General features: G+C 71.5%; 25 protein-coding genes and 1 pseudogene. 15 read left to right on the forward strand and 11 right to left on the reverse strand.

The features are described 5' to 3' along the window. Positions 1-186: 186 nt before the first annotated feature. The 3 genes and pseudogenes from K7B10_RS16820 to K7B10_RS16830 form a co-directional block, all read right to left on the reverse strand. Entirely contained in the window at positions 187-1,098 is a 912-nt protein-coding gene (locus tag K7B10_RS16820; protein WP_229336812.1) for an N-acetylneuraminate synthase family protein, read from the reverse strand. Positions 1,099-1,145: 47 nt separating this feature from the next. Continuing rightward, positions 1,146-1,859, reverse strand: a pseudogene (locus tag K7B10_RS16825) (acylneuraminate cytidylyltransferase family protein); the annotation flags it as partial. Then, positions 1,856-3,220, reverse strand: a complete 1,365-nt coding sequence (locus K7B10_RS16830) for a DUF6716 putative glycosyltransferase (RefSeq protein WP_229336813.1) — start codon at positions 3,218-3,220, stop codon at positions 1,856-1,858. The pseudogene K7B10_RS16825 and the gene K7B10_RS16830, both read right to left, overlap by 4 nt. Before the next feature lie 176 nt (positions 3,221-3,396). Here K7B10_RS16830 and K7B10_RS16835 point away from each other — a divergent pair, with 176 nt between their 5' ends. Together K7B10_RS16835 and K7B10_RS16840 are read left to right on the forward strand one after the other, a co-directional pair. Beyond that, the gene (locus K7B10_RS16835; RefSeq protein ID WP_229336814.1) at positions 3,397-4,374 is read left to right on the forward strand and encodes a glycosyltransferase family 2 protein; all 978 of its coding nucleotides are present in this window, start codon (positions 3,397-3,399) and stop codon (positions 4,372-4,374) included. Then, complete coding sequence (locus tag K7B10_RS16840; protein ID WP_229336815.1) at positions 4,374-5,738, forward strand: polysialyltransferase family glycosyltransferase; 1,365 nt, start codon at positions 4,374-4,376, stop codon at positions 5,736-5,738. The genes K7B10_RS16835 and K7B10_RS16840 overlap by 1 nt, the downstream gene beginning before the upstream one ends. Positions 5,739-5,796: 58 nt before the next feature. Here the strand turns inward: K7B10_RS16840 and leuE are convergent, their stop codons facing one another. Both leuE and K7B10_RS16850 read right to left on the reverse strand, forming a co-directional pair. Continuing rightward, positions 5,797-6,450 (reverse strand): leucine efflux protein LeuE, encoded by a 654-nt coding sequence (leuE, locus tag K7B10_RS16845; RefSeq protein WP_229336816.1) that lies wholly within the window; start codon positions 6,448-6,450, stop codon positions 5,797-5,799. Positions 6,451-6,508: 58 nt separating this feature from the next. Next, on the reverse strand, positions 6,509-8,089 hold the full coding sequence (locus K7B10_RS16850; protein ID WP_229336817.1) for an acyl-CoA mutase large subunit family protein: 1,581 nt from the start codon (positions 8,087-8,089) through the stop codon (positions 6,509-6,511). Positions 8,090-8,265: 176 nt separating this feature from the next. Between K7B10_RS16850 and K7B10_RS16855 the strand changes: the two genes are divergently transcribed. Next, positions 8,266-9,150 carry a L,D-transpeptidase family protein gene (locus K7B10_RS16855; protein ID WP_267501410.1) on the forward strand — a complete coding sequence of 295 codons (885 nt, stop codon included), beginning with the start codon at positions 8,266-8,268 and terminating at the stop codon, positions 9,148-9,150. 296 nt (positions 9,151-9,446) lie between these two features. On the opposite strand, the gene K7B10_RS16860 is transcribed toward K7B10_RS16855, so the two are convergent. Both K7B10_RS16860 and K7B10_RS16865 read right to left on the reverse strand, forming a co-directional pair. After that, entirely contained in the window at positions 9,447-10,493 is a 1,047-nt protein-coding gene (locus tag K7B10_RS16860; protein WP_229336820.1) for a hypothetical protein, read from the reverse strand. After that, a complete protein-coding gene (locus K7B10_RS16865; protein ID WP_229345155.1) occupies positions 10,493-11,236 on the reverse strand; it encodes an RNA polymerase sigma factor in 744 nt (247 codons plus the stop codon). The genes K7B10_RS16860 and K7B10_RS16865 overlap by 1 nt, the downstream gene beginning before the upstream one ends. A gap of 333 nt (positions 11,237-11,569) precedes the next feature. Here K7B10_RS16865 and K7B10_RS16870 point away from each other — a divergent pair, with 333 nt between their 5' ends. From K7B10_RS16870 to K7B10_RS16900, 7 genes are all read left to right on the forward strand, one after another. Next, complete coding sequence (locus tag K7B10_RS16870; RefSeq protein ID WP_372481426.1) at positions 11,570-12,175, forward strand: 2-oxo-4-hydroxy-4-carboxy-5-ureidoimidazoline decarboxylase; 606 nt, start codon at positions 11,570-11,572, stop codon at positions 12,173-12,175. A gap of 152 nt (positions 12,176-12,327) precedes the next feature. Beyond that, a complete protein-coding gene (gene sdhC / locus K7B10_RS16875) occupies positions 12,328-12,708 on the forward strand; it encodes a succinate dehydrogenase, cytochrome b556 subunit (RefSeq protein ID WP_078621959.1) in 381 nt (126 codons plus the stop codon). A 5-nt stretch (positions 12,709-12,713) separates the two neighbouring features. After that, complete coding sequence (locus tag K7B10_RS16880) at positions 12,714-13,196, forward strand: succinate dehydrogenase hydrophobic membrane anchor subunit (RefSeq protein ID WP_030865242.1); 483 nt, start codon at positions 12,714-12,716, stop codon at positions 13,194-13,196. 23 nt (positions 13,197-13,219) lie between these two features. Further along, a complete protein-coding gene (sdhA, locus tag K7B10_RS16885) occupies positions 13,220-14,974 on the forward strand; it encodes a succinate dehydrogenase flavoprotein subunit (RefSeq protein WP_229336822.1) in 1,755 nt (584 codons plus the stop codon). After that, positions 14,974-15,732 (forward strand): succinate dehydrogenase iron-sulfur subunit, encoded by a 759-nt coding sequence (locus tag K7B10_RS16890; protein ID WP_229336824.1) that lies wholly within the window; start codon positions 14,974-14,976, stop codon positions 15,730-15,732. Before sdhA ends, K7B10_RS16890 begins: the two co-directional genes overlap by 1 nt. Before the next feature lie 154 nt (positions 15,733-15,886). Continuing rightward, positions 15,887-16,156, forward strand: coding sequence for a hypothetical protein (locus K7B10_RS41605; RefSeq protein WP_372481427.1), 270 nt, complete (start codon positions 15,887-15,889; stop codon positions 16,154-16,156). 42 nt (positions 16,157-16,198) lie between these two features. Further along, positions 16,199-16,768 carry a hypothetical protein gene (locus tag K7B10_RS16900; RefSeq protein WP_229336826.1) on the forward strand — a complete coding sequence of 190 codons (570 nt, stop codon included), beginning with the start codon at positions 16,199-16,201 and terminating at the stop codon, positions 16,766-16,768. Here K7B10_RS16900 and K7B10_RS16905 read toward each other — a convergent pair. Further along, positions 16,744-17,025: a DUF7737 domain-containing protein gene (locus tag K7B10_RS16905; protein WP_229336828.1), complete on the reverse strand. Its 282-nt coding sequence runs from the start codon at positions 17,023-17,025 to the stop codon at positions 16,744-16,746. The genes K7B10_RS16900 and K7B10_RS16905 overlap by 25 nt on opposite strands. Positions 17,026-17,110: 85 nt before the next feature. Between K7B10_RS16905 and K7B10_RS16910 the strand changes: the two genes are divergently transcribed. The 5 genes from K7B10_RS16910 (at position 17,111) to K7B10_RS16930 (ending at position 21,742) form a co-directional block, all read left to right on the forward strand. Further along, entirely contained in the window at positions 17,111-17,908 is a 798-nt protein-coding gene (locus K7B10_RS16910) for an alpha/beta fold hydrolase (protein WP_229336830.1), read from the forward strand. A 78-nt stretch (positions 17,909-17,986) separates the two neighbouring features. Continuing rightward, positions 17,987-19,993, forward strand: a complete 2,007-nt coding sequence (locus K7B10_RS16915; protein ID WP_229336833.1) for a bifunctional metallophosphatase/5'-nucleotidase — start codon at positions 17,987-17,989, stop codon at positions 19,991-19,993. A 118-nt stretch (positions 19,994-20,111) separates the two neighbouring features. Then, complete coding sequence (locus K7B10_RS16920) at positions 20,112-20,516, forward strand: hypothetical protein (protein ID WP_229336835.1); 405 nt, start codon at positions 20,112-20,114, stop codon at positions 20,514-20,516. Positions 20,517-20,519: 3 nt separating this feature from the next. Then, the gene (locus K7B10_RS16925) at positions 20,520-20,963 is read left to right on the forward strand and encodes a thiol-disulfide oxidoreductase DCC family protein (protein ID WP_229336837.1); all 444 of its coding nucleotides are present in this window, start codon (positions 20,520-20,522) and stop codon (positions 20,961-20,963) included. Positions 20,964-20,974: 11 nt separating this feature from the next. Next, a complete protein-coding gene (locus K7B10_RS16930; protein ID WP_229336838.1) occupies positions 20,975-21,742 on the forward strand; it encodes a TetR/AcrR family transcriptional regulator in 768 nt (255 codons plus the stop codon). Here the strand turns inward: K7B10_RS16930 and K7B10_RS16935 are convergent. The 3 genes from K7B10_RS16935 to K7B10_RS16945 all read right to left on the reverse strand — a co-directional run bounded on the left by K7B10_RS16935 (position 21,729) and on the right by K7B10_RS16945 (position 25,008). Then, complete coding sequence (locus K7B10_RS16935; protein ID WP_229336839.1) at positions 21,729-23,291, reverse strand: ABC transporter substrate-binding protein; 1,563 nt, start codon at positions 23,289-23,291, stop codon at positions 21,729-21,731. The genes K7B10_RS16930 and K7B10_RS16935 overlap by 14 nt on opposite strands. 140 nt (positions 23,292-23,431) lie before the next feature. Further along, positions 23,432-24,751: a metallophosphoesterase gene (locus K7B10_RS16940; protein WP_229336840.1), complete on the reverse strand. Its 1,320-nt coding sequence runs from the start codon at positions 24,749-24,751 to the stop codon at positions 23,432-23,434. Next, entirely contained in the window at positions 24,748-25,008 is a 261-nt protein-coding gene (locus tag K7B10_RS16945) for an SCO4848 family membrane protein (RefSeq protein WP_030154873.1), read from the reverse strand. The genes K7B10_RS16940 and K7B10_RS16945 overlap by 4 nt, the downstream gene beginning before the upstream one ends. Positions 25,009-25,114 lie beyond the last annotated feature (106 nt).

The raw sequence follows: 25,114 nt of genomic DNA on the forward strand, positions 1-25,114 counted from the left end.
CCGGCCGGGCTGGCGCGGGACGGCGCCGAGCAGCGGGGCGCCGCCCGGCGTCGTCGCGGCCTCGGCGTGCGCCCACTCCAGCACGTTCAGGAGTTGGACCGGACTCTCGACGAAAGCCAGGGTGGAGGCGGAGGGGGTCACCACGTACTCCTCGTCAGGGGCGGCGGGTCGGGGCGTCGTACCGGGTCAGACCGAGGCGAGCTCGCCCCGGACCCGGCGGAGCTTCTTCATGGGGCCGAGCTCGGAGTCGTAGACGCGCTTCACGCCGTCGCCGAGGGCGGTCTCGATGGTGCGGATGTCGCGGACCAGGCGGGCCAGGCCGCCGGGCTCCACGGAGGCGGCCTGATCGGATCCCCACATGGCGCGGTCGAGGGTGATGTGGCGTTCGACGAAGGTGGCGCCGAGGGCGACGGCCGCGAGGGTGGTCTGCAGGCCCGTCTCGTGGCCGGAGTAGCCGATCGGGACGTTGGGGTACTCCTCCTGGAGGGTGTTGATCACCCGCAGGTTGAGCTCCTCCGCCTTGGCCGGGTACGTGGACGTGGCGTGGCAGAGCAGGATGTTGTCGCTGCCGAGCACCTCCACGGCGTGGCGGATCTGCCGCGGGGTGGACATGCCGGTGGACAGGACGACGGTGCGGCCGGTGGCGCGCAGGGCGCGCAGCAGCTCGTCGTCGGTGAGGGAGGCGGAGGCCACCTTGTGGGCGGGGACGTCGAACTTCTCCAGGAAGGCGACGGCCTCGGTGTCCCACGGGGAGGCGAACCAGTCGATGCCGCGCTTGGCGCAGTGCTCGTCGATGGAGCGGTACTCGGCCTCGCCGAACTCCACGCGGTGGCGGTACTCGATGTACGTCATCCGGCCCCAGGGGGTGTCGCGCTCGATGTCCCACTGGTCGCGCGGCGTGCAGATCTCCGGGGTGCGCTTCTGGAACTTCACGGCGTCGCAGCCCGCTTCGGCGGCGGCGTCGATGAGGGCGAACGCGTTGCCGAGGTCGCCGTTGTGGTTGATGCCGATCTCACCGACGACGTACACGGGGCGGCCGGGGCCGGCGGTGCGGGAGCCGAAGGTGCGCAGGCGGGAGTGGGGAGTGGCGACGGTCATGGCAGCTGAGGTCCTTCGTTCGGTGCGTGGGGGTGTCCGGGGGAGGTGAACAGCGGGGCGAGGAGGCGGGCGCGCGCCAGGTCGTGCGGGTCGTCGATCTCCAGGACCCGTGCGGGGTCGGTGGCGACGGGGAGGGTCCGCCCGAAGAAGCGGTGCCGCGCGCCGCGGAAGCCGGCGGCGTCCATGGCGTAGGCGGCGCCGGTCTCCAGCAGGTCCTGGGGCCGGTCCTGGCGGCGGGGGCGGACTGCCTTGTCGTGGTTGACGCCGACGCCGGTCCTCCCGTCGCGTTCGGCCGCCTCCCGCCAGAGGAACCCGTGGAAGGGGGCGACGGTCAGGGCCGAGTCGGCCGCGCCGGTGGCGACGGCGGCGGCGACCGACTCGACGTCGGAGGAGGTCAGGAAGGGGCTGGTGCACTGGACGAGGAGGACGACGTCCACCGTGAGGGAGTGCAGTTCCTCGAAGGCGTCGAGCGCGTGCAGCACGGCGGCCTCGCTGCTCGCGGTGTCCCCGGAGATCGCCGCGGGGCGGCGGATCGCGTCGGCGCCGGCGGTGCGGGCGGCGTCGGCGATGGGGTCGGCGTCGGTGGAGACCACGACGTCGGTGACGGTGGCCGCACCCCGGCAGGCCTGGACGGCCCGTACGACGAGCGGGACTCCGGCCACTTCGGCGAGGTTCTTGCCCGGGACCCCCTTGGAGCCGCCCCGGGCCGGGATCACGGCCAGTACGCGGGGGCGGGCGGCGGCGCTCGCGCGGGGGCTCACAGCTCCCCCATCCGGCGGATCATCGGGGCCACGCGCTGGACGCCGTGCCGGTACGCCCCGCGGGCGGCGTCGCGCAGGTGCGCGCGGAGCCTGCGGCGCAGCCGGGACTCCCCGCCGCTCTCGCGGAGGGCGCCGGGCAGTGGGGTGCCGTCGGGGGCGAGGTGGTGGCGGGCCAGGATCCCGGGCAGGTACCCGGGCGCGGTGGTCTGCGTGTAGTAGGGGGCGACGGCGGGGAGCACCGGGAGGTCCAGCAGTTCGCCGAGCCGGGCGCGGGCTGCGGCGAAGGGGTCCCGGGCGCCGGACGCACCGGCCGAGCCGGGCGCCCCCGTGACGCCCTGGTCGGCCAGCCACTGCGGGTCGCCCTGCGGCAGGAGCCCCGCGTCGAGCTGGTCCCAGGAGGCCAGGCAGCCCGAGCCGAGGAAGTGGTGGTTGCCGAGCACCTCGCGGATGCCGAGGTCGGTGAGGACCGCCGTCGGGATCCCGCGGTGCAGGGACTCCAGGGCGGCCGTGGAGGAGACGGTGACCAGCAGGTCGGTGCCGTCCAGGACCTCGCCCATGTTCCCGTACACCAGGCGGCAGTTGGCGGGCAGTCCGCCCGGGATCCGCTCGGCGAGCCGCTGGTACGGCTGCTCCTCCAGGTGCGTGGTGTGCTCCCCGGGCCGGCTGCGCAGCTTGATCAGCACCTCGCGCTCCGGGTGCAGCCGGGCGTGCCGGGCGGCCCGCTCCAGCAGGTGGGCGCGGTCGGCGCGGCTCTCGGGGACGGAGGGCTGGACGGCGAAGACCACGGTGTGCGCGCGGCTGCCGGCCTTCTCGTACGCCGCTCCGTCCAGGAAGGGCAGTGCCGTCTGCGTGACGGCGCCGGCGTCCGCGCCGACGCCCTCGTAGACCGCGCGGAAGCGTCCCGCGTCGTACCGGGAGTTGGCGAGGACGAGGTCGGCCCCGTGGCGCAGCAGCAGCCCGTCGGCGAGCTTCTCGTACACGACGCCCACGTACCCGGTGACGAGCACGGGACGGTCGGCCGGCTCGGGCCACAGTGCGCGGACCCCGTGCAGGACGGCCTGTACGGCCCCGCCGACGAGGGCGAGGACGACGACGTCGTACTTCTCGCGCTCGATCTCCGCGAGGAACTGTGCGCAGGTCACCTCGGAGAGCCGGTCCGCCCGGACGCCCACTTCGCCGAGCTGGCGGGCGGTCGGGGTGGCCCGGCCGCGGAGCAGGAACCCGGTGAGGTGCGGCTGCGTCGCGAGGCGGCGGGCGGTGAGTGCGCCCCATTTCCACCGTGTATCGGAATCGGCGAGTACGGCGACGCGGAGGGCGGTCCGGGGATGGCTGCGAGATGCTGCGCGATTGCTGGCTGGCACCCGGCAGAAGCTATTCCGCAATTTCGGTGATCGGCCCAACGAATGCACAACAGCGGGTTAACAACCCGTCTACGTCATGCGAAACCGCACCGGTTAACGCGCCCGCCCCGCTTCGTTCACATGGAATCCGCGTACGAGCCATGGTGAATGCCGGCCAACGCCTTAATGTCTCGCAGGTGCTCAAGCTCTCTGTTGTCGTGCCGTTCTACAACGTGCAGACATACGCACCCGATGCCCTGAAAAGCCTCGAACTGAACGCCCGGGACGATTTCGAGTTCCTGCTCGTCGACGACCGCTCGACGGACGGCACGCCCGAACTCCTGGAGCGGGCGGCCCGCGAGCTGCCGGGGGCGGTGCTCCTCAGACACGAACGGAACGGCGGCCTGGCCACCGCCCGGAACACCGGCCTGGACGCGGCGCGCGGCGAGTACGTCACGTTCCTGGACGGCGACGACTGGCTGGCGCCCGGCCACCTGGCCCGCACGCTGGCCGCCATAGAGGCCCTGAGCTGCGATTTCGTCCGCAACGACCATGTCCAGGTGACCGGCCGCACCCGCAGCGTGCAGCGCGTCCCGTACGGCCCGCAGCTGGTCGTCGGCGATCCGCGCGCCGGGATCCTGCCCGCCTCCCGGGCCACCTCGGTCGACTACCCGTACGCCTGGGCCGGCATGTACCACCGGCGGCTTTTGGACCGCGGGCTGCTGCACTTCACCGACGGGCTGCGGACGGCGGAGGACCGGCCGTGGATCTGGCGGCTGCACCGGGGCGCCGAATCGTTCGCGGCGGTCGGACTGCCGGGGATCTTCTACCGGCGCGGTGTCGCCACCTCGCTCACGCAGATCAAAGACGAGCGCCAGCTCGATTTCATCAAGGCTTTCGACCAGGTCCTGGCCGATACGGCCGAAGACCGGGAAAGTGATCTTCTGCTCCCGAAAGCCGTCCGAACATATTGTGCAATTATCGCGCACCATATCGGGACCATTGAAAGGTACGAACCGGCCGTGGCCAGGAAACTCCGTTCGATGAGCACGGCCGCGCTCGGACGCATGCCCCAGGACGTACTCGACCAGGCCCTGAACGCGATGGACGCCGACCGCGCCGGAGTGCTGCGCCGCCTGCGCCGCCGGCCCGCACGAGCGGGAGCCACGCTCTGATGACGACTCGGCACACCCCCTGCACGCAGATCTTCCTCGCCTCCACCCTCTACGGGACGGCCACGCTCGCCGCCGGCATCGACGCGGGCAGCTTCCCGCCGGCCCGCCGCCGCATCCTGCTCACCAGCAACCACGCCCTCACCGCCGAGGTCTCCCCCGGCCTCGCCGACATGCCGGGCTTCGCAGCGCTGCGCACCCGCTTCGACGAGGTGCTCGACTGGAACGCCGCCATCGCCCCGCAGCACCCGAGTGCCTGGGCCCCCCGCCCCGAGGACGTTCCGCTGTGGGAGCGGCAGCTCCGGGCGATCTGGGGACTGGGCGAGGACCGCGTCGAGATCATCGTGGAGTCGATCCAGGTCCCGCCCGCCCGGACCCTGTGCACGCTGTTCCCCGGCGCCGCCGTCGATGTCTACGCCGACGGGCTGATGAGCTACGGCCCCACCCGCTTCCGCCTCGACCCGCAGCTCGGCATGCGCGTGCGCCGCGTACTGCACCTGGACCTGGTGCCGGGTCTGGAACCGCTGCTGCTCACCGAGTTCGACGTACGGCCGGAGCTGGTCCCGGCCCCCGCGTTCCTGAAGGTGCTCGCCGAGCTGCCCTCGTACGGGCCCGAGCTCGACGGGGTCGCAGAGGCCCCGGCGCTGCTGCTCGGCCAGTACCTCTCCGCGCTCGAACTGCTCTCCCCGCAGGAAGAGGAGGAACTCCACGTGGAGATGGTCCGGGGCGCGTGCGCCCTCGGCCACCGCGAGCTCGTCTTCAAACCGCACCCCAGCGCCCCGGCAGCGTACTCGCGCCGCGCCGAGGCGGAGGCGGAGCGGCTCGGCGCCCGGCTCACCGTCATGTCCACCCCGGTCCTGGCCGAGACCCTCTACCAGCGGCTGCGCCCGGCGCTGGTCGTCGGATGCTTCTCGACCGGGCTGCTCACCGCCGCCACCCTGTACGGACTGCCCGTCGCGCGCACCGGGACCGAGGCCATACTGGCCCGCCTCACCCCCTACCAGAACAGCAACCGGATCCCGCTGACGATCGTGGACGCGCTGCTGCCCTCCCTCGCGGACGCCGCGGCCGTGGCCGGCTGGACCGCGCCCGGCCCCGAGGAGAACCGGGACCGGCTGACCGGGCTGCTCACCGCCGTCGGGTTCACCATGCAGCCGCAGATCCTGGCGGCGCGGCGCACCGAGGCCGAACGCCACCTGGCCGCGCATCTGGACGACCGGACCTGGCGCTACTTCAAGCGCCGCCGGCTGACCACCCTCGGGCTGCCCGGCGGCATCCCGGCCCAGCTGTCCTTCCTGCCGCACAGCCCGGCCGTCCGCCGCGTGGTCCGCCGGCTGAAGCGGCTGCGCGCGACCCGCGCCCGGTGACGGCGGCCGCCGGACAGGCCGGGCCGGGGCCTGTCCGACCCGGCCCTCCGGACAGCGCTCAGCTGACGGCGAGCTTGGCGGCGAAGCCGAGGAACAGCACGCCCGCCGCCGAGGTGGCCCCGGCCGAGAGCCGCTTGCGGCGGCGGAAGGCGGCGGACAGCCGGGTCCCGCTGAAGATCAGCACGGTCAGGTACAGGAAGCTGCCGAGCTGGAGCAGCGCCCCCAGCAGCAGGAACGAGAGCGCCGGGTAGGCGTACGAGGGATCCACGAACTGCACGAAGAAGGAGACGAGGAACAGGATCGCCTTGGGGTTGAAGAGGCTGATCAGCAGCGCCCGGCGGTACGGCCGCTCCCCTTCGGCGGCCTCGCCCGCGGGCGGGGCCGCGGCCCGTTCCTCCCGCTCGGCCCGCGAGCGCCACAGCGCCCACGCCCCGCGCATCATCCCGACCGCGAGCCAGGTCAGGTACCCGGCGCCGAGCAGCTTGACGACGCCGAAGGCCACCGGACTGGTCTGGAGCAGCGCCCCGGCGCCCGCGGCGGCGAGCGCCATGAGCACGGCGTCGCCGGTGAACACCCCGGCGGCGGCCTTGTACCCGGTCCGCACCCCGCGGCGGGCCGCGACGGAGAGCACGTACAGCGAATTCGGCCCCGGCAGCAAAATGATCAATATGAGCCCGACGAGATAGGTCGGCAGATCGATGACTCCCAGCATGGGCAGGAGTGTCCCATAGGGTTGCTCCTGTCGTGGCCGACGCTTTCCATTAAATACGTCACCATGTGGAATCCGTCGGTTCGTACGTCCCCCACACCTCCCGCAGCGCGTTGCAGACCTCGCCCACCGTGGCCCGGGCGCGCAGGGCCTCCTTCATCGGATACAGCACGTTCGCCGTGCCCGCCGCCGCCTCGCGCAGGGAGTCCAGCGCCGCCGCCACCGCCTCCCCGTCGCGCTCCGCGCGCAGCGCCGCCAGCGCCTCGCGCTGGCGGTCCTCGATCTCCGGGTCGACGCGCAGCGGCTCGTACCGCTCCTCCTGCTCCAGCGCGAAGCGGTTGACGCCGACCACGACGCGCTCGCCGCCGTCCGTCTCCCGCGCGATGCGGTACGCGTTCCGCTCGATCTCCCCCTTCTGGAAGCCGGCCTCGATCGCGGCCACCGCCCCGCCCAGGTCCTCGACCCGCCGCATCAGAGCGAGCGCCGCCTCCTCCACCTCGTCCGTCATCCGCTCCACCGCGTACGAGCCGGCGAAGGGGTCGACGGTGTGCGGCACGTCCGTCTCGTACGCGAGCACCTGCTGGGTGCGCAGCGCCAGCCGGGCCGATTTCTCCGTCGGCAGCGCGATCGCCTCGTCGAAGGAGTTGGTGTGCAGCGACTGGGTGCCGCCCAGCACCGCCGCCAGCGCCTGCACGGCCACCCGTACGAGATTCAGCTCGGGCTGCTGCGCCGTCAGCTGGACCCCGGCCGTCTGGGTGTGGAAGCGCAGCATCAGCGACTTCGGGTCCCGGGCGCCGAACTCCTCGCGCATGACGTGGGCCCAGATCCGGCGCGCGGCCCGGAACTTCGCGACCTCCTCCAGCAGCGTGGTGCGGGCGACGAAGAAGAAGGACAGGCGCGGGGCGAACTCGTCGATCTCCATCCCTGCGGCCAGCGCGGTCCGTACGTACGCGATCCCGTCCGCCAGCGTGAAGGCGATCTCCTGCGCGGGCGAGGCCCCGGCCTCGGCCATGTGGTAGCCGGAGATGGAGATGGTGTTCCAGCGGGGGATCTCGGCCTTGCAGTACCGGAAGGTGTCCGCGGTCAGCCGCAGCGAGGGGCCGGGCGGGAAGATGTAGGTGCCCCGCGCGATGTACTCCTTCAGCACGTCGTTCTGCACGGTGCCGGTCAGCCGGGCGCCCGTGATCCCGTGCTCCTCGGCGACCAGCTGGTACATGAGCAGCAGCAGCGCGGCCGGTGCGTTGATCGTCATGGACGTGGAGACCCGGTCGAGCGGGATGCCGTCGAAGAGCACCCGCATGTCGTCGACGGAGTCGACGGCGACGCCGACCTTGCCGACCTCCCCGTGGGCGAGGGGCGCGTCGGAGTCGTGTCCCATCTGCGTCGGGAGGTCGAAGGCGACCGACAGTCCGGTGCCGCCGCCCGCGATGAGCTGCCGGTACCGTGCGTTGGATTCGGCCGCCGTCCCGAACCCGGCGTACTGCCGCATGGTCCACGGCTTGCCGGTGTACATGGTCGGGTAGACACCACGCGTGTACGGATACGCCCCTGGTTCACCCAGTTTGACCCCGGGATCCCATCCCGTCAGATCGCCCGGCCCATACACGGGTTCGATCGGGATCCCGCTCTCGGTACTCGCCATGTGACCAAACCCTCCATGGAGCAAACGGGCTCGGGGCTGGTACAACTCCCCGCGGCGGCTCCGGCTGTCGTCTGACGGCCGCTGGTCACAATGGCGCAACATCCCTGGACCGTCTGCAACTGTCCACGCCCGCCAGGCATCACCTACATACACGACGTAGAAATCGGGGGACTGCAATGCTTCGCCAGAGAGTCATAATCCGCACGCTCGGGGTGGCCACCGCCGTCGCGCTCGCCGCGACCGCCTGCGGGCCCCAGAAGACGGAGCCGGCCGGCTCCGCTTCGAAGGTTCCGTCCGCGTCCGCGGCGGGTTCCACCCCCGAAACCTCCCCGTCCACGGACGACAAGCCCGCCGACGCCTCGCCCTCGCCCTCGCCCTCCGCGTCCGCCTCGCAGTCGGCCTCGCCGTCCGCGTCCCCCTCGCCGACGGTCAAGGCCATCATGGCGAACGGCGACGAGAGCGAGCAGGTGCGCGAGCTCCAGGCCCGCCTGAAGCAGCTCAAGTACATGACGGTCGCGCCGACCGGCTTCTACGGCTCGAAGACGACCGCCGCGGTCAAGTCCTTCCAGTCGAAGAACGGCCTGACGGCCTCCGGCGCGGTCGACGACGCCACCTGGAAGAAGGTCCAGAGCGTCAGCAAGAAGCCCACCGCCGACGAGCTGCGCCCGCCGACCGTCAACGAGGTCGACGCCCCGGACCCGCGCTGCATGACGGGCCGCGTCATGTGCATCAGCAAGGAGAGCCGCACGCTCGCCTGGATGATCGACGGCAAGATCGTCTCCACGATGGACGTCCGCTTCGGCTCCGAGAACACCCCGACCCGTGAGGGCCAGTTCAAGGTGGAGTGGAAGGCCAAGGACTGGACGTCGACGATCTACCACACGCCGATGCCGTACTCGATGTTCTTCAGCCAGGGCCAGGCGGTGCACTACTCCGCCGACTTCGCGGCCCGCGGCTACGCAGGTGCCTCGCACGGCTGCGTGAACGTCCGGGACAAGGGCAAGCTCGCGTCGCTGTTCGAGCAGGTGCAGGTCGGCGACAAGGTCGTCGTCTACTGGTGATCCCCGATGGCCGGGCGGTGCCGGTGATCCCGGTGTCCCCGGTGATCCGGTCTGTGAAGTAAAGGGCGCGGGCAGGGCCGGGGGAACGAACCCTGCCCGCGCCGGGTGCGCAGAGCCCAGGGGTACGGGGGGAACCCCGGCTCATGCGCGGCCGATGACCAGTCGGCTCGATATGTACTGCGCCGCAGGTTCGAAAAGTGTTACAGCCCGCTCATGACGTCGCCCGGAACCTTCCCGGTGCGCCCGTACGGACCACCCGAAAGGTGGCCGGAAACCGCCGTCGGGTCCTTGGAGCCTCAGCGCGACGGCAGCCGGGCGGGCGCCGAGATCCCCGGACTGGCCGGGGCCAGCGTCGGGGCCTTGAGCACTTCGCCCCCGCTGTCCGAACCGCGCGGAACGGTCGGAGTGGTGCTCCTGACCGGCCCGTCGAGCAGTTCCTCGCAGAAGTGCGGGATGCGCGCGAGGCCCTTCGCCAGCTTCGAGAGCTTGTCCCGGCGGTCCGGGTTCATCTCCCCCGAGCGGTAGGCCTCGCACAGATCCACCGCCTTTAGGCGGGTCTGCCCGTCCCCGTCCTTCAGCGAGGTGGTCCCGCCGGCGAGCGCGTCCTTGCCGTCCGGCGTGCCCTTGCCGTCCCGGCCGTCCGGGTCGGCGCCGCCGCCGGACGCCGCGTCGGGGCCCGTCACCGTTCCGGTTCCGAATCCCTGCAGCGCGCCCGAGTCCAGGCCGCCGGGCGCCTGCCCGCCGCCGGGGCTGGGCTGCACTCCGTCGGCTCCCCGGAAGGGGGTGGGCCGCAGCTGCAGGCCCGGGGTCGGGCCGCCGGTGTCGCCGGGCGGCGACGGGTTCTCGTCGGCACTGAGGGAGACCGCAGGTACGGGACCCGCCGAATCGTGCGTGCTCCGGTCCAGCAGCCCGGCCCCCGCGGCGACCGCGAGGCCTCCGACGGCGACGCCCGCCAGCGCGGCGACGAGCCCGAAACGCACCGGGCGGCCGCGCCGGGCCGGGGACACGGGGGCCGCGAGAGGAAGGATCCTGCCGAGTTCCACGAGGGGGGAGGTGTCGCCGCCGGCCGGGCCGGCCGGCCCCGACAGCCCCGGCACCGCCGATGTGCCGGACATCCCGGGAGCCCCGGCACCGCCCCGCGCCGCGCGGAAGGCGGCCACCGCGGCGGCCTCGCCGGACAGTTCCGCACCGGCGCACGGCTGCGCGGCCAGCACGTCGAGGGCGGCCCTGAGCCGGGCCTCCGCTTCGCGGGCGCTCCGGTCGCCGCCAGGTACGGCCTGGCCGCCGCTCAGCAGTCGTTCCGCCGCGGCCCGGTCCAGCCACCTGTTGCGCTCGTCGGCCATCACATGTCCTTCTGCGTCCGCCAACGTGAATGCGTCACACCGGTTTGCCGTACGAGACCGCCGCCCCGGCCGCGTTGGGCGGGCACCGCGTCGAGATCCCTCCCGCCCCCGCCGTCCCGCGCCTGGCCACCGGCATTATGACCGACCGGGTCCACCGGATCCGAGCCCGGATCCGACTCCGGCGCGAAGCCGCCGTCCGCGCCGATCAGCTCGGCCAGTTTCTTCAGGCCCCGATGGGCCGCGGTGCGTACGGCCCCGGGCCGCTTGCCCAGGGTCTCCGCCGCGGTCTTCGCGTCGAGGCCGACGACCACGCGGAGCACCACGGCCTCGGCCTGGTCCTGCGGAAGCTGGGCGATCAGCGCCATGGTCCGGCCGGTCGACAGGGCCTCCATCGCCTCGCCGGCGGTGTCGCTGTCGGCGGCGCGCCCCGTCAGCTCGGTCTCGTCGCCGCCGATGGCGGGACGGCGTCCGCGCATGCGGATGTGGTCGAGCGCGCGATTGCGGCCGATGCGGGCGGCCCAGCCGCGGAAGCGGTCGGCGTCGCCCGTGAAGGAGTCCAGGTCGCGGGCGATCTGCAGCCACGCCTCCGAGGTCACGTCCTCCGCGTCGCCGTCTCCGACGAGCGTGCGTACGTAACCGAGCAGGCGCGGGTGCACGGCGCGGTACACAGACCGGAACGCGCTCTCGTCGCCGCCCTGTGCCGCGAGCACCGCGGCGGTCAGCTCCGCGTCGTCCCCCAGCAAAGTCCCCAACCGTTTCACTGTCCTGTACCTGTGGCGCAAATCAGCACGTTACGGCTTTCAAGTACCTTCGTCCACGAGTTGTACGGGGAGCAACCAATCGTGCGCGAAGCGGGGTGTGACACAAAACGCACTCGCGGCGCTGACAGGGGTACGGGCTTGTCGCACGAGCCCGTACGGACGGCGACCGGGGCCTCTCCTGTGGGGGGTGGCGGCCTCGGTCGTCTTCCTCCCTCCCCCACCAGGCCGTTCCCTCGACACGCCCGTCATCCTTTCGGCTCACTTCCGGGTGAAAACCTCGGATCGGTACGACACACCCGGCCCGGCGTCGCTAGCGTGGCGGTACACCCACGCCACGCCCCGAGGAGCCCCCCGCTGTCCAGCCACCTTCCGGCACAGGTCCGCGGCAGCTCCGATCCCCTCCCCGGCTCCGGACTGGCGCGGTTCAACGCCCTCTCCCCCGAGGCCGCCGAGGCCGTGCTGCTGCACTGCTGCGGGAGCAGGCGCTGGGCGCAGCGGGTGGCCAGGCACCGCCCGTACCCGGACCCGGGCGTGCTGCTGGCCGCCGCCGACGAGGCCTCGTACGACCTCTCCCAGGCGGACCTGAGCGAGGCGCTGGCCTCGGAGGTCCCGGTCGAGCTGGACCACGGGGCCCCGTACGCCGCGCTGCTGGCGCTCGACGCCGCCCACGCCGAGTACGAGCGCAACTTCGGCCACGTCTTCGTGATCTGCCTGGACGGGCACCCCCCGGAGGAGCAGGCGGACCAGCTGCTCGCCGCGATCCGGCGGCGGATGGGACTGGAGGCGGACGAGGAGCGGTCGATCTCGGCGGACGAGCTGCGCCGCCTCGCCCAGGTGCGGCTCGCCGACCTGACACACTGGCTGACCTCCCAGGACGGGGTAAACGCCGAGGATTCAGGGCTATTCGCCCCTGTGGGATAGCCCGTCCGTGCCTGTTTGATCACACCGATGGACCCGGCGCGAGGGAACCGACAAAGCGTCGCTACGATGTCCGGGGCCGGAGGACCGTACCCGGCCGGGCCCGACCGACAAAGAAGCCGGCTGGCCCCCGCCCCGCTTCCGGAGGGTTTTCCGTGCCGGCTGGAACGTTGTACCGCGGCCGGGAAGGAATGTGGTCCTGGGTGGCTCATCGAGTCACCGGCGTCCTCATCTTCTTCTTCCTGTTCGTACACGTCCTCGACACCGCTCTCGTCCGCGTCTCTCCCGAGGCGTACGACGATGTCGTGGCTACCTACAAGACTCCGATCGTCGCGCTGCTGGAGTACGGCCTCGTGGCCGCCATCCTGTTCCACGCGCTCAACGGTCTCCGTGTGATCGCCGTGGACTTCTGGTCCAAGGGCCCCCGTCTCCAGAAGCAGATGCTCTGGGGCGTCATGATCATCTGGATCATCCTGATGATCGGGGCCCTGTACCCCGTCCTGGGCCACGCAGCTGCCGAACTGTTCGGGAAGTGACACCCATGTCTTCTGACACTTCTTCCGCCCAGGCCATCGGCGACGTGGAGGGCGTAAGCCTCTACGACGTCGACAACCCGGCGCCGTACATCGAGGCCCCGCGCAAGCGCACGGGCAAGACGCCCCGCTCGACCCGCGGCAACTTCGAGATGGCCGCCTGGCTGTTCATGCGCCTCTCGGGCATCGTCCTCGTCGTCCTCGTCATCGGCCACCTGCTCATCCAGCTGGTGCTGGACGGCGGCGTGTCCAAGATCGGCTTCGCCTTCGTGGCCGGCCGCTGGGCGTCCCCGTTCTGGCAGGTCTGGGACCTGCTGATGCTGTGGCTCGCCATGCTGCACGGCACCAACGGTCTGCGTACCGTGATCAACGACTACGCGGAGCGCGCCAACACGCGGCTGTGGCTGAAGGGCCTGCTCTACACCGCCACGGTGTTCACCATCATTCTGGGCACGCTGGTGATCTTCACCTTCGACCCGAACATCCGCTAGGCAACGGGGCTGAGGCGAAACCAATGAAGATCCACAAGTACGACACCGTCATCGTCGGCGCGGGTGGCGCGGGCATGCGCGCCGCCATCGAGTCGACGAAGCGCAGCCGCACCGCCGTGCTGACGAAGCTCTACCCCACCCGCTCCCACACGGGCGCGGCGCAGGGCGGCATGGCCGCCGCGCTGGCGAACGTGGAGGAGGACAACTGGGAGTGGCACACCTTCGACACGGTCAAGGGCGGTGACTACCTGGTCGACCAGGACGCCGCCGAGATCCTGGCGAAGGAGGCCATCGACGCCGTCCTCGACCTGGAGAAGATGGGCCTGCCGTTCAACCGCACCCCGGACGGCACCATCGACCAGCGCCGCTTCGGCGGCCACTCGCGCAACCACGGCGAGGCGCCGGTCCGCCGGTCCTGCTACGCCGCGGACCGCACCGGCCACATGATCCTCCAGACGCTGTACCAGAACTGCGTCAAGGAGGGCGTGGAGTTCTTCAACGAGTTCTACGTCCTGGACCAGCTGCTGGTCGAGGAGGACGGGGTCAAGAAGTCGGCCGGCGTGGTCGCGTACGAGCTCGCCACCGGCGAGATCCACGTGTTCCAGGCGAAGGCCGTCATCTACGCCTCCGGCGGCACCGGCAAGTTCTTCAAGGTGACCTCGAACGCGCACACCCTCACGGGTGACGGCCAGGCGGCCTGCTACCGCCGCGGCCTGCCGCTCGAGGACATGGAGTTCTTCCAGTTCCACCCGACGGGCATCTGGCGCATGGGCATCCTGCTGACGGAGGGCGCCCGCGGTGAGGGCGGCATCCTCCGCAACAAGGACGGCGAGCGCTTCATGGAGAAGTACGCGCCGGTCATGAAGGACCTCGCGTCCCGTGACGTCGTCTCGCGCTCCATCTACACCGAGATCCGCGAGGGCCGCGGCTGCGGTCCGGCCGGTGACCACGTGTACCTGGACCTGACGCACCTGCCGCCGGAGCAGCTCGACGCGAAGCTCCCGGACATCACCGAGTTCGCGCGTACGTACCTGGGCATCGAGCCGTACACGGACCCGATCCCGATCCAGCCCACCGCGCACTACGCCATGGGCGGCATCCCGACGAACGTCGAGGGTGAGGTCCTCAGCGACAACACCACCGTCGTCCCGGGCCTGTACGCGGCCGGCGAGGTCGCCTGCGTCTCCGTGCACGGCGCCAACCGCCTCGGCACCAACTCGCTGCTGGACATCAACGTCTTCGGCAAGCGTTCCGGCATCGCCGCGGCGAAGTACTCGCAGGAGAACGACTACGTCGAGCTCCCCGAGAACCCGGCGCAGCAGGTCGTCGACATGGTCGAGCACCTGCGCAACTCCACGGGCAAGGAGCGGGTCGCCGACCTGCGCCTGGAGCTCCAGGAGACGATGGACGCCTGCGTGATGGTGTTCCGTACGGAGCAGACCATCAAGACCGCGGTCGAGAAGATCGCGGAACTGCGCGAGCGCTACAAGAACGTGTCCGTCCAGGACAAGGGCAAGCGCTTCAACACGGACCTGCTGGAGGCCATCGAGCTGGGCAACCTGCTCGACCTGGCCGAGGTCATGGCCGTGTCCGCGCTCGCGCGCAAGGAGTCCCGCGGCGGTCACTACCGCGAGGACTACCCGAACCGCGACGACGTCAACTTCATGCGCCACACCATGGCGTACCGCGAGGTCGGAGCCGACGGCTCGGACTCGGTCCGGCTCGACTACAAGCCGGTCGTGACGACCCGCTACCAGCCGATGGAGCGTAAGTACTGATGGCTACCCCCACCCTGGAAAAGATGGAAGAGGCGGCCGCGGCCTCCCCGTACATCACGGTCACTTTCCGGATCCGCCGCTTCAACCCCGAGATCTCGGACGAGGCGCAGTGGCAGGACTTCCAGATCGAGATCGACCCGAAGGAGCGCGTGCTCGACGGTCTCCACAAGATCAAGTGGGACCTCGACGGCACGCTGACCTTCCGCCGGTCGTGCGCGCACGGCATCTGCGGCTCCGACGCGATGCGGATCAACGGCAAGAACAGGCTCGCCTGCAAGACGCTGATCAAGGACATCAACCCGGAGAAGCCGATCACCGTCGAGGCCATCAAGGGCCTCACGGTGATGAAGGACCTCGTCGTCGACATGGAGCCCTTCTTCCAGGCGTACCGCGACGTCATGCCGTTCCTCGTCACCAAGGGGAACGAGCCGACGCGTGAGCGCCTGCAGTCGGCGGAGGACCGCGAGCGGTTCGACGACACCACGAAGTGCATCCTGTGCGCGGCGTGCACCTCGTCGTGCCCGGTGTTCTGGAACGACGGGCAGTACTTCGGCCCGGCGGCGATCGTCAACGCCCACCGCTTCATCTTCGACTCGCGTGACGAGGCCGGAGAGCAGCGGCTGGAGATCCTGAACGACAAGGACGGCGTGTGGCGCTGCCGCACGACCTTCAACTGCACCGACGCGTGCCCCCGCGGCATCGAGGTCACGAAGGCGATCCAGGAAGTCAAGCGCGCCCTGATCACGCGCCGCTACTGACCTGGCGGTCCACGTTCGTACGAGGGCCCCGCACCCCGGTTCCACACCGGGGGGCGGGGCCCTCGCCCGTTCGGGTGAGGACGCGGCTTCCGGCCGGGGGAGCCAGGTCCGTCCTACGATGATGCTCTCGACAGCAGCCCACGGGAGGCACGTGATGTCCGCAGCACCCGGCGAGCAGCCCTACGGCGAACCGGAGCCCGAGCGCACGCTCCTCGAAGAGGCAAACGTGCTCATGGAGCGGCTCCCCGGCTACCGAGTCGAGATCATCGGAGGGCAGATCCCCGTGTCCCCGCCAGCAGACGGCCGGCCCGGTGAGCTCGTCACGCTCCCCGAGTCGATCGGCGCCAAGGTCACGCTGGACGTCGAGGCCGTCCTCGCGGCGGCACGGCGCAAGCCCGAGGGCGAAGACAACGGCCTCGCCTGATCGGGTTACTGGCCCGGGCGGGGCTGTGGAAAGATCGAGCGCATGAGCGAGCAGCAGCCCAATCCGTACGCGAAGGACAACGGGGCTCCCGGGGGCCCGGGTTACGGGTACCCGCAGGGGTATCCGGCGACTCCGGGGACGCCCGGGTACGGGTATCCGGCCACTCCGCCCGCGCCCGGGTACGGGTACCCGGCCACGCCGCCGGCCCCCGGGTACCAGCCGACCGTCGGCGGCATGCCGGCCCCCGGGTTCGCCCCGCAGGGCGTCGGCGGGTCCGGGCTGGCCCTCGGCGACATCACCATCGCCGGGGACCAGATCATCACCCCGTCGGGCCCGATGCCGCTCAAGGGCGCGATGTGGAACGCCACGGACTTCTCGCGCACCGAGACGAAGATCCCGACGCACGCCGTCGTGCTCGCGATCGTCTTCTTCCTGTTCTGCCTGCTCGGCCTGCTCTTCCTCCTCATGAAGGAGAAGACCACCACCGGCTACATCCAGGTCACCGTCACCAGCGGCGGCCGCCACCACTCCACGATGATCCCGGCGGTGGACGCCAGCACGTACCCCTGGGTCATGAACCAGATCAACTACGCCCGTTCCCTCAGTATCTGACGGCTGATCATCGGATCGGTGATGCCGGTGTCGTCCGCCGGCATCACCGCCCTGCCGAGGATCAGCGCGAGCGCCCGGTCCCCCTCGAAGGGCAGGTACCCGGTCTCCGCCCCGGGGGCCGTGCGCCCCGCCGCGACGATGCACAGGTACTGGTCGCCCCTGCCAGGTCGGGTCATTGCCGACGCCGGCCACGCCGACGAACAGGTGGTGCGGGGCGCGCCGACGAGCCGGAGCCGGTCGAGCAGCCGCTCGCGCACCGCCTCCTCCCCCGCATCCCCGACCAGCGCCCGGCCCCCGGATAACCGGAGGCGCTGCGGTACCCGCGTCGTGGAGGCTCTCCCCATGAACCCTGTGAACCCCATGAACCCCGTGAACCCCCTCCTCGCGCACGACGTGACCGGTCCGGCGGACGGCCCGGCCCTGGTCCTGCTCCACTCCTCGGTCTGCGACCGCCGCATGTGGGAACCGCAGTGGCGACCGCTGGCCGAGGCCGGATACCGGGTCGTCCGGGCGGACTTCCGCACCTGCGGGGATTCGCCGGCGGCCGTCGCGCCCTACCGCGACGAGCAGGACGTACTGGACCTGCTGGACTCCCTCGGCATCGAACGGGCCGCCTTCGCCGGGTCCTCCTACGGCGGGCGCGTCGCGCTGCTGATCGCGTCCCGGCATCGGGAGCGGGTGGCGGCGCTGGCCCTGCTCTGCCCGGCCGTCCCGGCCCAGCGGCGCGGACCGGCCCTGCAGGAGGTCGTCGACGCGGAGGACGCGCTGCTGGAGGCCGGGGACATCGCGGGGGCCGTGGAGCTGATGGTGGACACCTGGCTCGGCCCCTCGGCGGACGAGGAGGCCCGCGCGCTGGTCCGCACGATGCAGCGCCGGATCTTCGAGGCGGCCCGGATCCCGGCCGCCGACCACGAACTCCCGGAGCACGAGGCCGACCTGGGGGCCATCACGGCCCCGACCCTGGTGGTGGGAGGCGCCCACGACGTGGCGGACTTCCGCACCATCGCGGCCGGCCTCCCGCACCGGATCCCGGGCGCCCGCCACACGGAACTCCCCTGGGCCGGCCACCTCCCCACCCTGGAGCGCCCCGCGGAAACCACGGCCCTCCTCCTGGACTTCCTCCGCCACCCGAAGGGCTGAGTCCGCCCCCGCCCGGCCGCCGGAGGCCGGCGGCGGGGTGTGTCGACAGGGGGGGTGCGGGAGCGGGAACATGCGCGTGTGACGAGGCACCCGTACTCCACGACCACCTGTCCGGACCGGAGTTCACTTCACCTCGGGCGGCGGAGTTTCCTCACCGCCCTGGGGACCGCCGCGGCCACCTTCGCCACCGGGGTCCCCGCCCACGCCACCGAGCACGCGCGCGACGCCGCCTCCGCCGTCGAGTACGTCGACGTCCAGCTCCTCAGCATCACCGACCTGCACGGCTACCTCCAGGCCGCCCCCGGCACCAACGCCACCATCAGCGGGAACGGGGGAGGCACGTACACCGTCGGGGGCGTGGCCTACATGGCCACGCACCTCGCCCGGCTGCGCGCCGACCGCGCCAACTCGTTCTTCTTCACCCCCGGAGACGCCTTCTCGGGCTGGGAGTTCGACGCCGCCGCCTTCGCCGACGAACCCACCATCGAGGCCCTGAACCGCATGGGCCTCGACTTCGCGACCGCCGGCAACCACGAGTTCGACAAGTCCCCGGCCTTCCTCCGACGACACATGGAGCAGGGGGTCGCCTTCCCCGTCGAGGGGCGCGACGCCACCTTCACCGACTCCTCCGGCGCCCGCTTCCACGGCGCCGACTTCCGCTTCCACAGCGCCAACGTGGTCCGGACGGGCGAACAGAGCGGCACCGTCCTGCCCGCGTACAACATCGAGACGGTACGGACGGCCGCCGGCCAGGAGCTGCGGATCGGGTTCATCCACCTCACCGCCCTCGGCACCGAACTCTTCCCCTGCTCCTTCCAGCCCGGCCTCGCCACCCTCGCCGAGGTCGCCACCGCCGACCGGTACGCGGCCGAGCTCAAGGCCCAGGGCGTCAACGCCATCGTCCTGAGCCTGCACGACGGAGCCGTCGCCGGAGCCGACTTCAACAGCGGCACCGACCCCTCCGGCCCCGCCCTCGACCTGGCGCTGCGGGTCTCCCCCGACATCGACGCCATCGTCACCGGCCACTGGCACACCCGGTTCAACATGATGCTCCCGGACCCGAACGGCGTCCCGCGCCCGTTCGTCGAGGCGGGCTGCTACGGCCAGCTGGTCAACGAGATCAACCTCCGCCTCGACCCCGCCACCGGCAAGGTGGTCCGCGAGCTGACGGTGTCCACGAACCACCCCAACACCCGCGACGTCACCCCCGACCCCGCCCTCAAGGCGGTCGTCGACCACTGGGCCGGCCAGGCCGCGGCCCGCGACACCGGCAAGATCGGCAAGCAGACCGGCTCGTTCGTCCGTACGCGCAACACCGCGGGCGAGAGCACGATGGGCGACCTCGTCGCCGACTGGGCCCTGTGGGCGGGCAGCCGCCCGGCCGACCCCGAGAACGACGCCAACGTCCATCCCAACGTCGCCGCGCAGCTGGCCCTGGTCGCCGTGGCCCCACGCGTCGGCGTTACCGTGATCGCGGGCGATCTCGTACGGGACGCGGCCTCGGGCGGCGCCGTCACCTTCGGCCGCTGCTGGAGGGCCGTCGGCTTCGGCGACCCGATCGTCAGCGCCACGGTCACGGGGCAGCAGATCCACGACGCGCTGGAGCAGCAGTGGACGACCGCGGCCAGCGGTGAACTCCTCTTCGCGCCGCTGGCCGTGTCCCGGAACGTCCGCTACGCCTTCAACGCCCTGGGCGGTGTCGGCGACCGCGTGAACCCGGCCGACGTGTTCATCGACGGCGTCGCGCTCAGCCTCACCGGCACCTACCGCCTCGCCGCCCCCTCGTACACCTTCCTGGCGAACGACGGCTACGGAGCGCTGAGCGGCTTCGAGGCCCCGTACCGCCACCAGCGCGACTTCGAGAGCTTCGTCGCGTACGTCCGCGAGACCCAGACCCTCACCCCGGCTCCCCTGGACCGCGTCACCGCCGCCAACACCACCCGCCGCGGCGCCGACGCCGGCGTCGTCCTGGACCGCGGCCCCCTCCTCTACCCCGACGGCACCCCGCTGCCCCGCCCCGAGGCAGCGATCCTCTCGGCCGACCGCGACCGCACCGACCGCGACGGCCCCCGACCGCCCTGCTGACCGCGGCGGCCGCGCCCACGCCGGGGACCACCGGCGCCGAGAATGCTTGAACCTGTTCAAAAAGAGGTCTACAGTCAGTCCTGCCAACGAGTTGAACACGTTCAAGGGGGCAGAGGCAATGGACCTCACCGTCGTCGCATACGTCATCTACCTGCTCATCAGCATCGGACTGACCGTCTGGGTCGCCCGCACGCTCAGCCGGAACGGCCGCATCTTCATCGCCGACGTCCTGAACGGGAACGAGAAGCTCGCGGACGCCGTGAACCACCTCCTGGTGGTGGGGTTCTACCTCGTCAACATCGGCTTCGTGACCCTCTACCTGCGCTCGGACGTCGGCATCGACTCGGCCCGCCAGCTCTTCGAGGCCCTGTCGGTCAAGGTCGGTGTCGTCCTGCTCGTCCTCGGCGTCATGCACCTCGGCAACGTCTGGGTGCTGAACAAGATGCGCCGCCGCGGGATCATGGAGCGCCAGCAGACCCCGCCGGTCGCCCCGACGGCGTGGACCGCTCCGGCCGGGGCCTGAGCGGTGACCACGGCGACGACGGCGCAGGCGACCCGGCACCTGACGGTGCTGTACGACGCCGACTGCCCGCTCTGCGTCCACATCCGGCACTGGCTGCTCGGGCAGCGCTGGCTGGTGCCGCTCCGGCTGATCCCGGCCGGGTCCTTGGCGGCGCAGGGGCAGTTCCCCCGGCTCGACCACGCGTCGACGCTCCGCGAGATCACCGTCATCGGGGACGCGGGACAGGTGTGGACCGGGACGGACGCGTTCATCGTGTGCCTGTGGGCGCTGGCGGAGCACCGGCCGAAGGCGAACTGGCTCGCCACGCCGGCGGGCCGGCCCTTCGCCCGGGCCGCCATGTACACGGCCTCCGCATGGCGCCAAGCCGTGCGGACCGAGCCCGGCGCGGACGGTCAAGTGGAGCCGCGGGCCCCGGCCTGTGGCGACCAGTGCTCGGTACCCGGCTAGGCTCGTGCACCGTGACTGATCAGAAGGCTCCCAAGAGCGAGCAGACCCGCACGCTCATCCTCGAAACCGCGCTCCGCCTCTTCCAGGAGCGCGGCTTCGACAAGACGACCATGCGGGCCATCGCCAAGGAGGCAGGGGTCTCGGTCGGCAACGCCTACTACTACTTCGAGTCGAAGGAACACCTGGTCCAGGGGTTCTACGACCGGATCGGCGCCGCTCACCAGGCGGCGGTCCGGCCCATCCTGGACAGCGAGACCGATCTGCAGAAGCGGCTCGCGGGCGTACTGACCAGCTGGCTCGACATCGCGGCGCCCTACCACGAGTTCGCCTCGCAGTTCTTCAAGAACGCCGCGGACCCGGAAAGCCCGCTCAGCCCCTTCTCCCCCGAATCGGAACCCGCCCGCAAGGCGGCGATCGACATGCACCGCGAGGTGCTGGGCGGCGCGAAGACGAAGGTCCCGGCCGAACTGGCCGACGTGCTGCCGGAGCTGATGTGGCTCTCGCAGATGGGGCTCGTCCTGTACTGGGTCTTCGACCGGTCCCCGGACAGCGAGAAGACGCGGCGGCTCGCGGAGCGCGGCGCGCAGCTGACGACGCGGGGCATCGTCCTGGCCCGCTTCCGGGTGCTGCGGCCGCTGGTGCGCGAGGTCCACGAGCTGTTCGCGGACTTCCTGCCCGGGATGGCGCAGGCGGCGGTGTCCAAGAAGAAGAGGGCGTCCGACCCGGACGCCGACTTCGACCCCACGGCCGGCGCCGACGGAGCGGCTACAGCCAGTTGAGCTCCCACAGGCGCCAGACACCGGTCCCGTCGGAGAGGTACTGGGCTCCGGAGACGGAGTCGCGGGACATCACGTAGTCCTTCTTCTGCCAGATGGGCAGCATCGGGACCTGCTGGGAGACCAGCTTCTGGAGCTCGCGGAAGTCGGCCGCGGCCTGGCCGCGGTCCGAGAAGGACTGGGTCCGGGCGATGAGACCGTCGATGGCCTTGTCGGAGAAGCCGTTGTTCATGCTGGAGTCGGCGCCGACGAGCGGGGCGAGGAAGTTGTCCGCGTCCGGGAAGTCGGCGATCCAGCCGATGGTGTAGGCGTCGAACTCACCGGCCGCGTAGGCCTTCTGGAAGTCGGCCCACTGGTCGACGGCCTTGATCTTGATCTGGAAGAGCCCGGTGGCCGTGAGCTGCTTCGCGATCTCGTCGGCCTCCGCGACGTTCGGCCCGCGCGTGTTCACCCCGAGGGTGAGGGAGACCGGGGCGGTGATCCCGGCGTCCTTGAGCAGCTTCTTCGCGGCCGCGCCGTTGGGCGCCGGGTACGTGTCGAAGAACGGGGTGCTGTGCGCGGAGATGCCGGCCGGGACGAGGGAGTAGAGCGGGGTCACCGTGCCGTGGTGGATCTCGCCGGCCACCTTGGAGCGGTCGATGACCGCGGCGATGGCCTGGCGCACGGCGAGCGGCGCGGTCGTGGAGCCGGGGCGGACGTTGAAGACCATGCTGCGGGTCTCGGAGCCGCCGGAAGCCTGGTACTTCGTGTCCTTCAGGCCCGGGTTGAGGCCCGCGAGCACCTCGGGCGGCATGTCGCGGTGGGCGACCTCGACCTCGTGGCCGGTCCAGGCCTGGTTGAGCTGGGCCGAGTCCTTGTAGTACCGGACGGTGACGGCCGTCTTGGCGGGCTGCTTGGACTGGCCGCGGTAGGCCTGGTTCGGCTTGAGCTCGGCGCTGGTGCCGGCCTCGTACGCACCGAGCGTGAAGGGGCCGGAGCCGTCGACCTTGCCGTCCTCGCGCAGGGACTTCGCCGGGTACTTCTCCTTGTCGACGATCGAGGCGGCGCCCGTCGCGATCTTGAAGGGGAAGGTGGCGTCCGGCGCGGAGAGCGTGAAGGTGACGGTGCGGCCGTCGGCCTTGACCGACTGCAGGGTGTTGAACAGGGGCGCCGGACCCTGGTCCGAGTTGATCGCCTTGATCCGGTCGAAGGAGTGCTTGACGTCCTCCGCGGTGATGGCGCGCCCGTTCGAGAACTTCAGGTCGGGGCGGAGCTCGCACTGGTACGTGGTGAGCTGCGCGCCGGTGAACTTGCAGGCGGAGGCCGCGTCCGGGACCGGGGTGTCGGAGCCGGTCTTGATGGTCAGGAGCGACTGGTAGACGTTGCTGAAGAGGGCCCAGGAGCCCGCGTCGTACGCCCCGGCGGGGTCGAGGGACGAGACCACGTCGCTCGTCCCGACCCGCAGGGCGGTGCCGCTGCCGCGGCCCTCCTCCGGAAGCAGCTGCCAGGCGCCGACACCGGCCACGCCGATCACCAGCCCCGCCGCGATGACCTTCGAGCGGACAGACTTCACCCTTGACCCCACCCCACCCATGGAAATGCCATGGTTTGACTCGCCCACCGGATCCCCATGTCCGATTAACGGTCATCCCATCACGGAATTTCAGCCTCGGGAAGGCCGATTCACGGCGGGTCGTTACCGGTTGAGCCCGGTCACGCCTGGTATGAGGCGAGTTCGACGACCGTGATGTCGGACGGGGCCCCGACCCGGACCGGCGGCCCCCAGGCGCCCGCGCCGCGCGAGACGTAGAGCTGGGTGTCGCCGTAGCGCTCCAGCCCGGCGACGGTCGGGTTGGCGAGCTCGGCGAGGAGGCTGCCGGGCCAGAGCTGGCCGCCGTGGGTGTGGCCGGAGAGCTGGAGGTCGACGCCGTGGCGGACGGCGTCGTGGATGACGATCGGCTGGTGGGCCATGAGCACGGCGGCACGGGACGGGTCGCGGTCGCCGAGGGCGGCCGTGAAGTCCGGACCGTGGCCCTCCGTCTCGCCCGCCACGTCGTTGACGCCGGCGAGGTCGAAGTACGGCAGGGGCCGGCGGGCGTTCTCCAGCGGGGTGAGGCCCAGCTCGCGGACGTGGTCGATCCACTGCTGGGCGCCGGAGAAGTACTCGTGGTTGCCGGTGACGAAATACGCGCCGTGGCGGGCGGAGAGCCGGCGCAGGGGCTCGGCGGCGGGGCCGAGGTCGTGGACGCTGCCGTCGACGAGGTCGCCGACGACGGCGATGAGGTCGGGCTGCGTGCGGTTGATCGTCTCCACGATGCGGGTGGTGTGGGCGCGGCCGAGGACGGGGCCGAGGTGGATGTCGCTGACGACGGCGATGCGGAAGCCGTGGGCGGCTCGGGGGAGTTTGGCCAGAGGGACCTGGACGCGCTTGACGCGGGGGCCGCGGAGGACCCCGTACGTGCCCTGGGCGACCGTGGCGGTTGCCGCGAGGGCGGCTGCGCCGCCCACCGCTCGCGCGACGAACTGGCGGCGGGTGGCCGCGCCGGGGGTTCCGGTCGGCTCGGGCGCTTCGGCAAGGACCTGCGTCGCCGGGGCCCGAGGGGCCGGCTCGGTGGCGGAGGCGGCGGAGGTGGCGGGAACGGCGGAGGTGGCGGGGGCCGGGGCGGAAGCGGCGGGGGCGGGGGCGGCGGTTCCGCGGGCGGCATGCGCCGTACCGGGCTCCCGGCGGAGCAGGAACGCCCGGACCGGCTCCGCCACCAGCATCGCCAGGCTCAGGTAGAGGAGGACCGCCAGCCACATGTAACCCGGCCAGGCCACCGACTGTTGGAGCCGGAAGGGGGCGCCGGCGCGGCCCGCGGTGAGGGCGGCCAGCGAGAGGAGCGGCAGTGCGAAGGCGAGGGTGGTGCCGATGCGGCGCGCCGTGCCGCGCGGGCGCGTCGTATCGCGGACCAGCCGGATCCACAGCCAGCGGTGGACCAGGCCCAGCAGGGCCAAGACCGCCAGCGCGATGCCCGCGAAGAGCAGGATTCTCATGCGTCCGGGCCCCGGCGTGATTCACGCCGCAGCGCGAGGACTCCGCGCAACCCGATCACACCAACGGCCGTCCCCAGGAGAAAGGAGGCGATGGCCAGGAGAAGGTGTACCCAGAAGTAGGCCGTCGGCTCGCCCGCCGCGTCGAATGCCAGACCACTGGCGTCCTTCCACAGGTTCCGGACGAAAGTTGCCCAGATGAACCAGCTCCACACTCCGAAGGCGAGCAGGAACCAGGACACGGCGCGGCTGAGTTTCATGCCCCCAGTATCGGTTTGGTCCCCAGGACGGACGCGTCGGGGTGGGCTGTACCGGCGGTGGTTCGGCCACGTTGGCCGGTCCCTGACGGCGGAGCGCCGATCGGGA

The organism is Streptomyces flavotricini (assembly GCF_020639365.1).
Lineage (GTDB): Bacteria > Actinomycetota > Actinomycetes > Streptomycetales > Streptomycetaceae > Streptomyces > Streptomyces flavotricini.

What these genes read in the sequence shown, in the direction of transcription:
- K7B10_RS16945 (WP_030154873.1), bottom strand. Translation starts at nt 25,008, where the DNA reads ATGAAACTCAGCCGCGCCGTGTCCTGGTTCCTGCTCGCCTTCGGAGTG.
- K7B10_RS41605 (WP_372481427.1), top strand. Translation starts at nt 15,887, where the DNA reads ATGTCCGCAGCACCCGGCGAGCAGCCCTACGGCGAACCGGAGCCCGAG.
- leuE (WP_229336816.1), bottom strand. Translation starts at nt 6,450, where the DNA reads ATGCTGGGAGTCATCGATCTGCCGACCTATCTCGTCGGGCTCATATTG.
- K7B10_RS16890 (WP_229336824.1), top strand. Translation starts at nt 14,974, where the DNA reads ATGGCTACCCCCACCCTGGAAAAGATGGAAGAGGCGGCCGCGGCCTCC.
- K7B10_RS16900 (WP_229336826.1), top strand. Translation starts at nt 16,199, where the DNA reads ATGAGCGAGCAGCAGCCCAATCCGTACGCGAAGGACAACGGGGCTCCC.
- K7B10_RS16850 (WP_229336817.1), bottom strand. Translation starts at nt 8,089, where the DNA reads ATGGCGAGTACCGAGAGCGGGATCCCGATCGAACCCGTGTATGGGCCG.
- K7B10_RS16940 (WP_229336840.1), bottom strand. Translation starts at nt 24,751, where the DNA reads ATGAGAATCCTGCTCTTCGCGGGCATCGCGCTGGCGGTCTTGGCCCTG.
- K7B10_RS16840 (WP_229336815.1), top strand. Translation starts at nt 4,374, where the DNA reads ATGACGACTCGGCACACCCCCTGCACGCAGATCTTCCTCGCCTCCACC.
- K7B10_RS16920 (WP_229336835.1), top strand. Translation starts at nt 20,112, where the DNA reads ATGGACCTCACCGTCGTCGCATACGTCATCTACCTGCTCATCAGCATC.
- K7B10_RS16820 (WP_229336812.1), bottom strand. Translation starts at nt 1,098, where the DNA reads ATGACCGTCGCCACTCCCCACTCCCGCCTGCGCACCTTCGGCTCCCGC.
- K7B10_RS16860 (WP_229336820.1), bottom strand. Translation starts at nt 10,493, where the DNA reads ATGGCCGACGAGCGCAACAGGTGGCTGGACCGGGCCGCGGCGGAACGA.
- sdhA (WP_229336822.1), top strand. Translation starts at nt 13,220, where the DNA reads ATGAAGATCCACAAGTACGACACCGTCATCGTCGGCGCGGGTGGCGCG.
- K7B10_RS16910 (WP_229336830.1), top strand. Translation starts at nt 17,111, where the DNA reads ATGAACCCTGTGAACCCCATGAACCCCGTGAACCCCCTCCTCGCGCAC.
- K7B10_RS16855 (WP_267501410.1), top strand. Translation starts at nt 8,266, where the DNA reads ATGCTTCGCCAGAGAGTCATAATCCGCACGCTCGGGGTGGCCACCGCC.
- K7B10_RS16880 (WP_030865242.1), top strand. Translation starts at nt 12,714, where the DNA reads ATGTCTTCTGACACTTCTTCCGCCCAGGCCATCGGCGACGTGGAGGGC.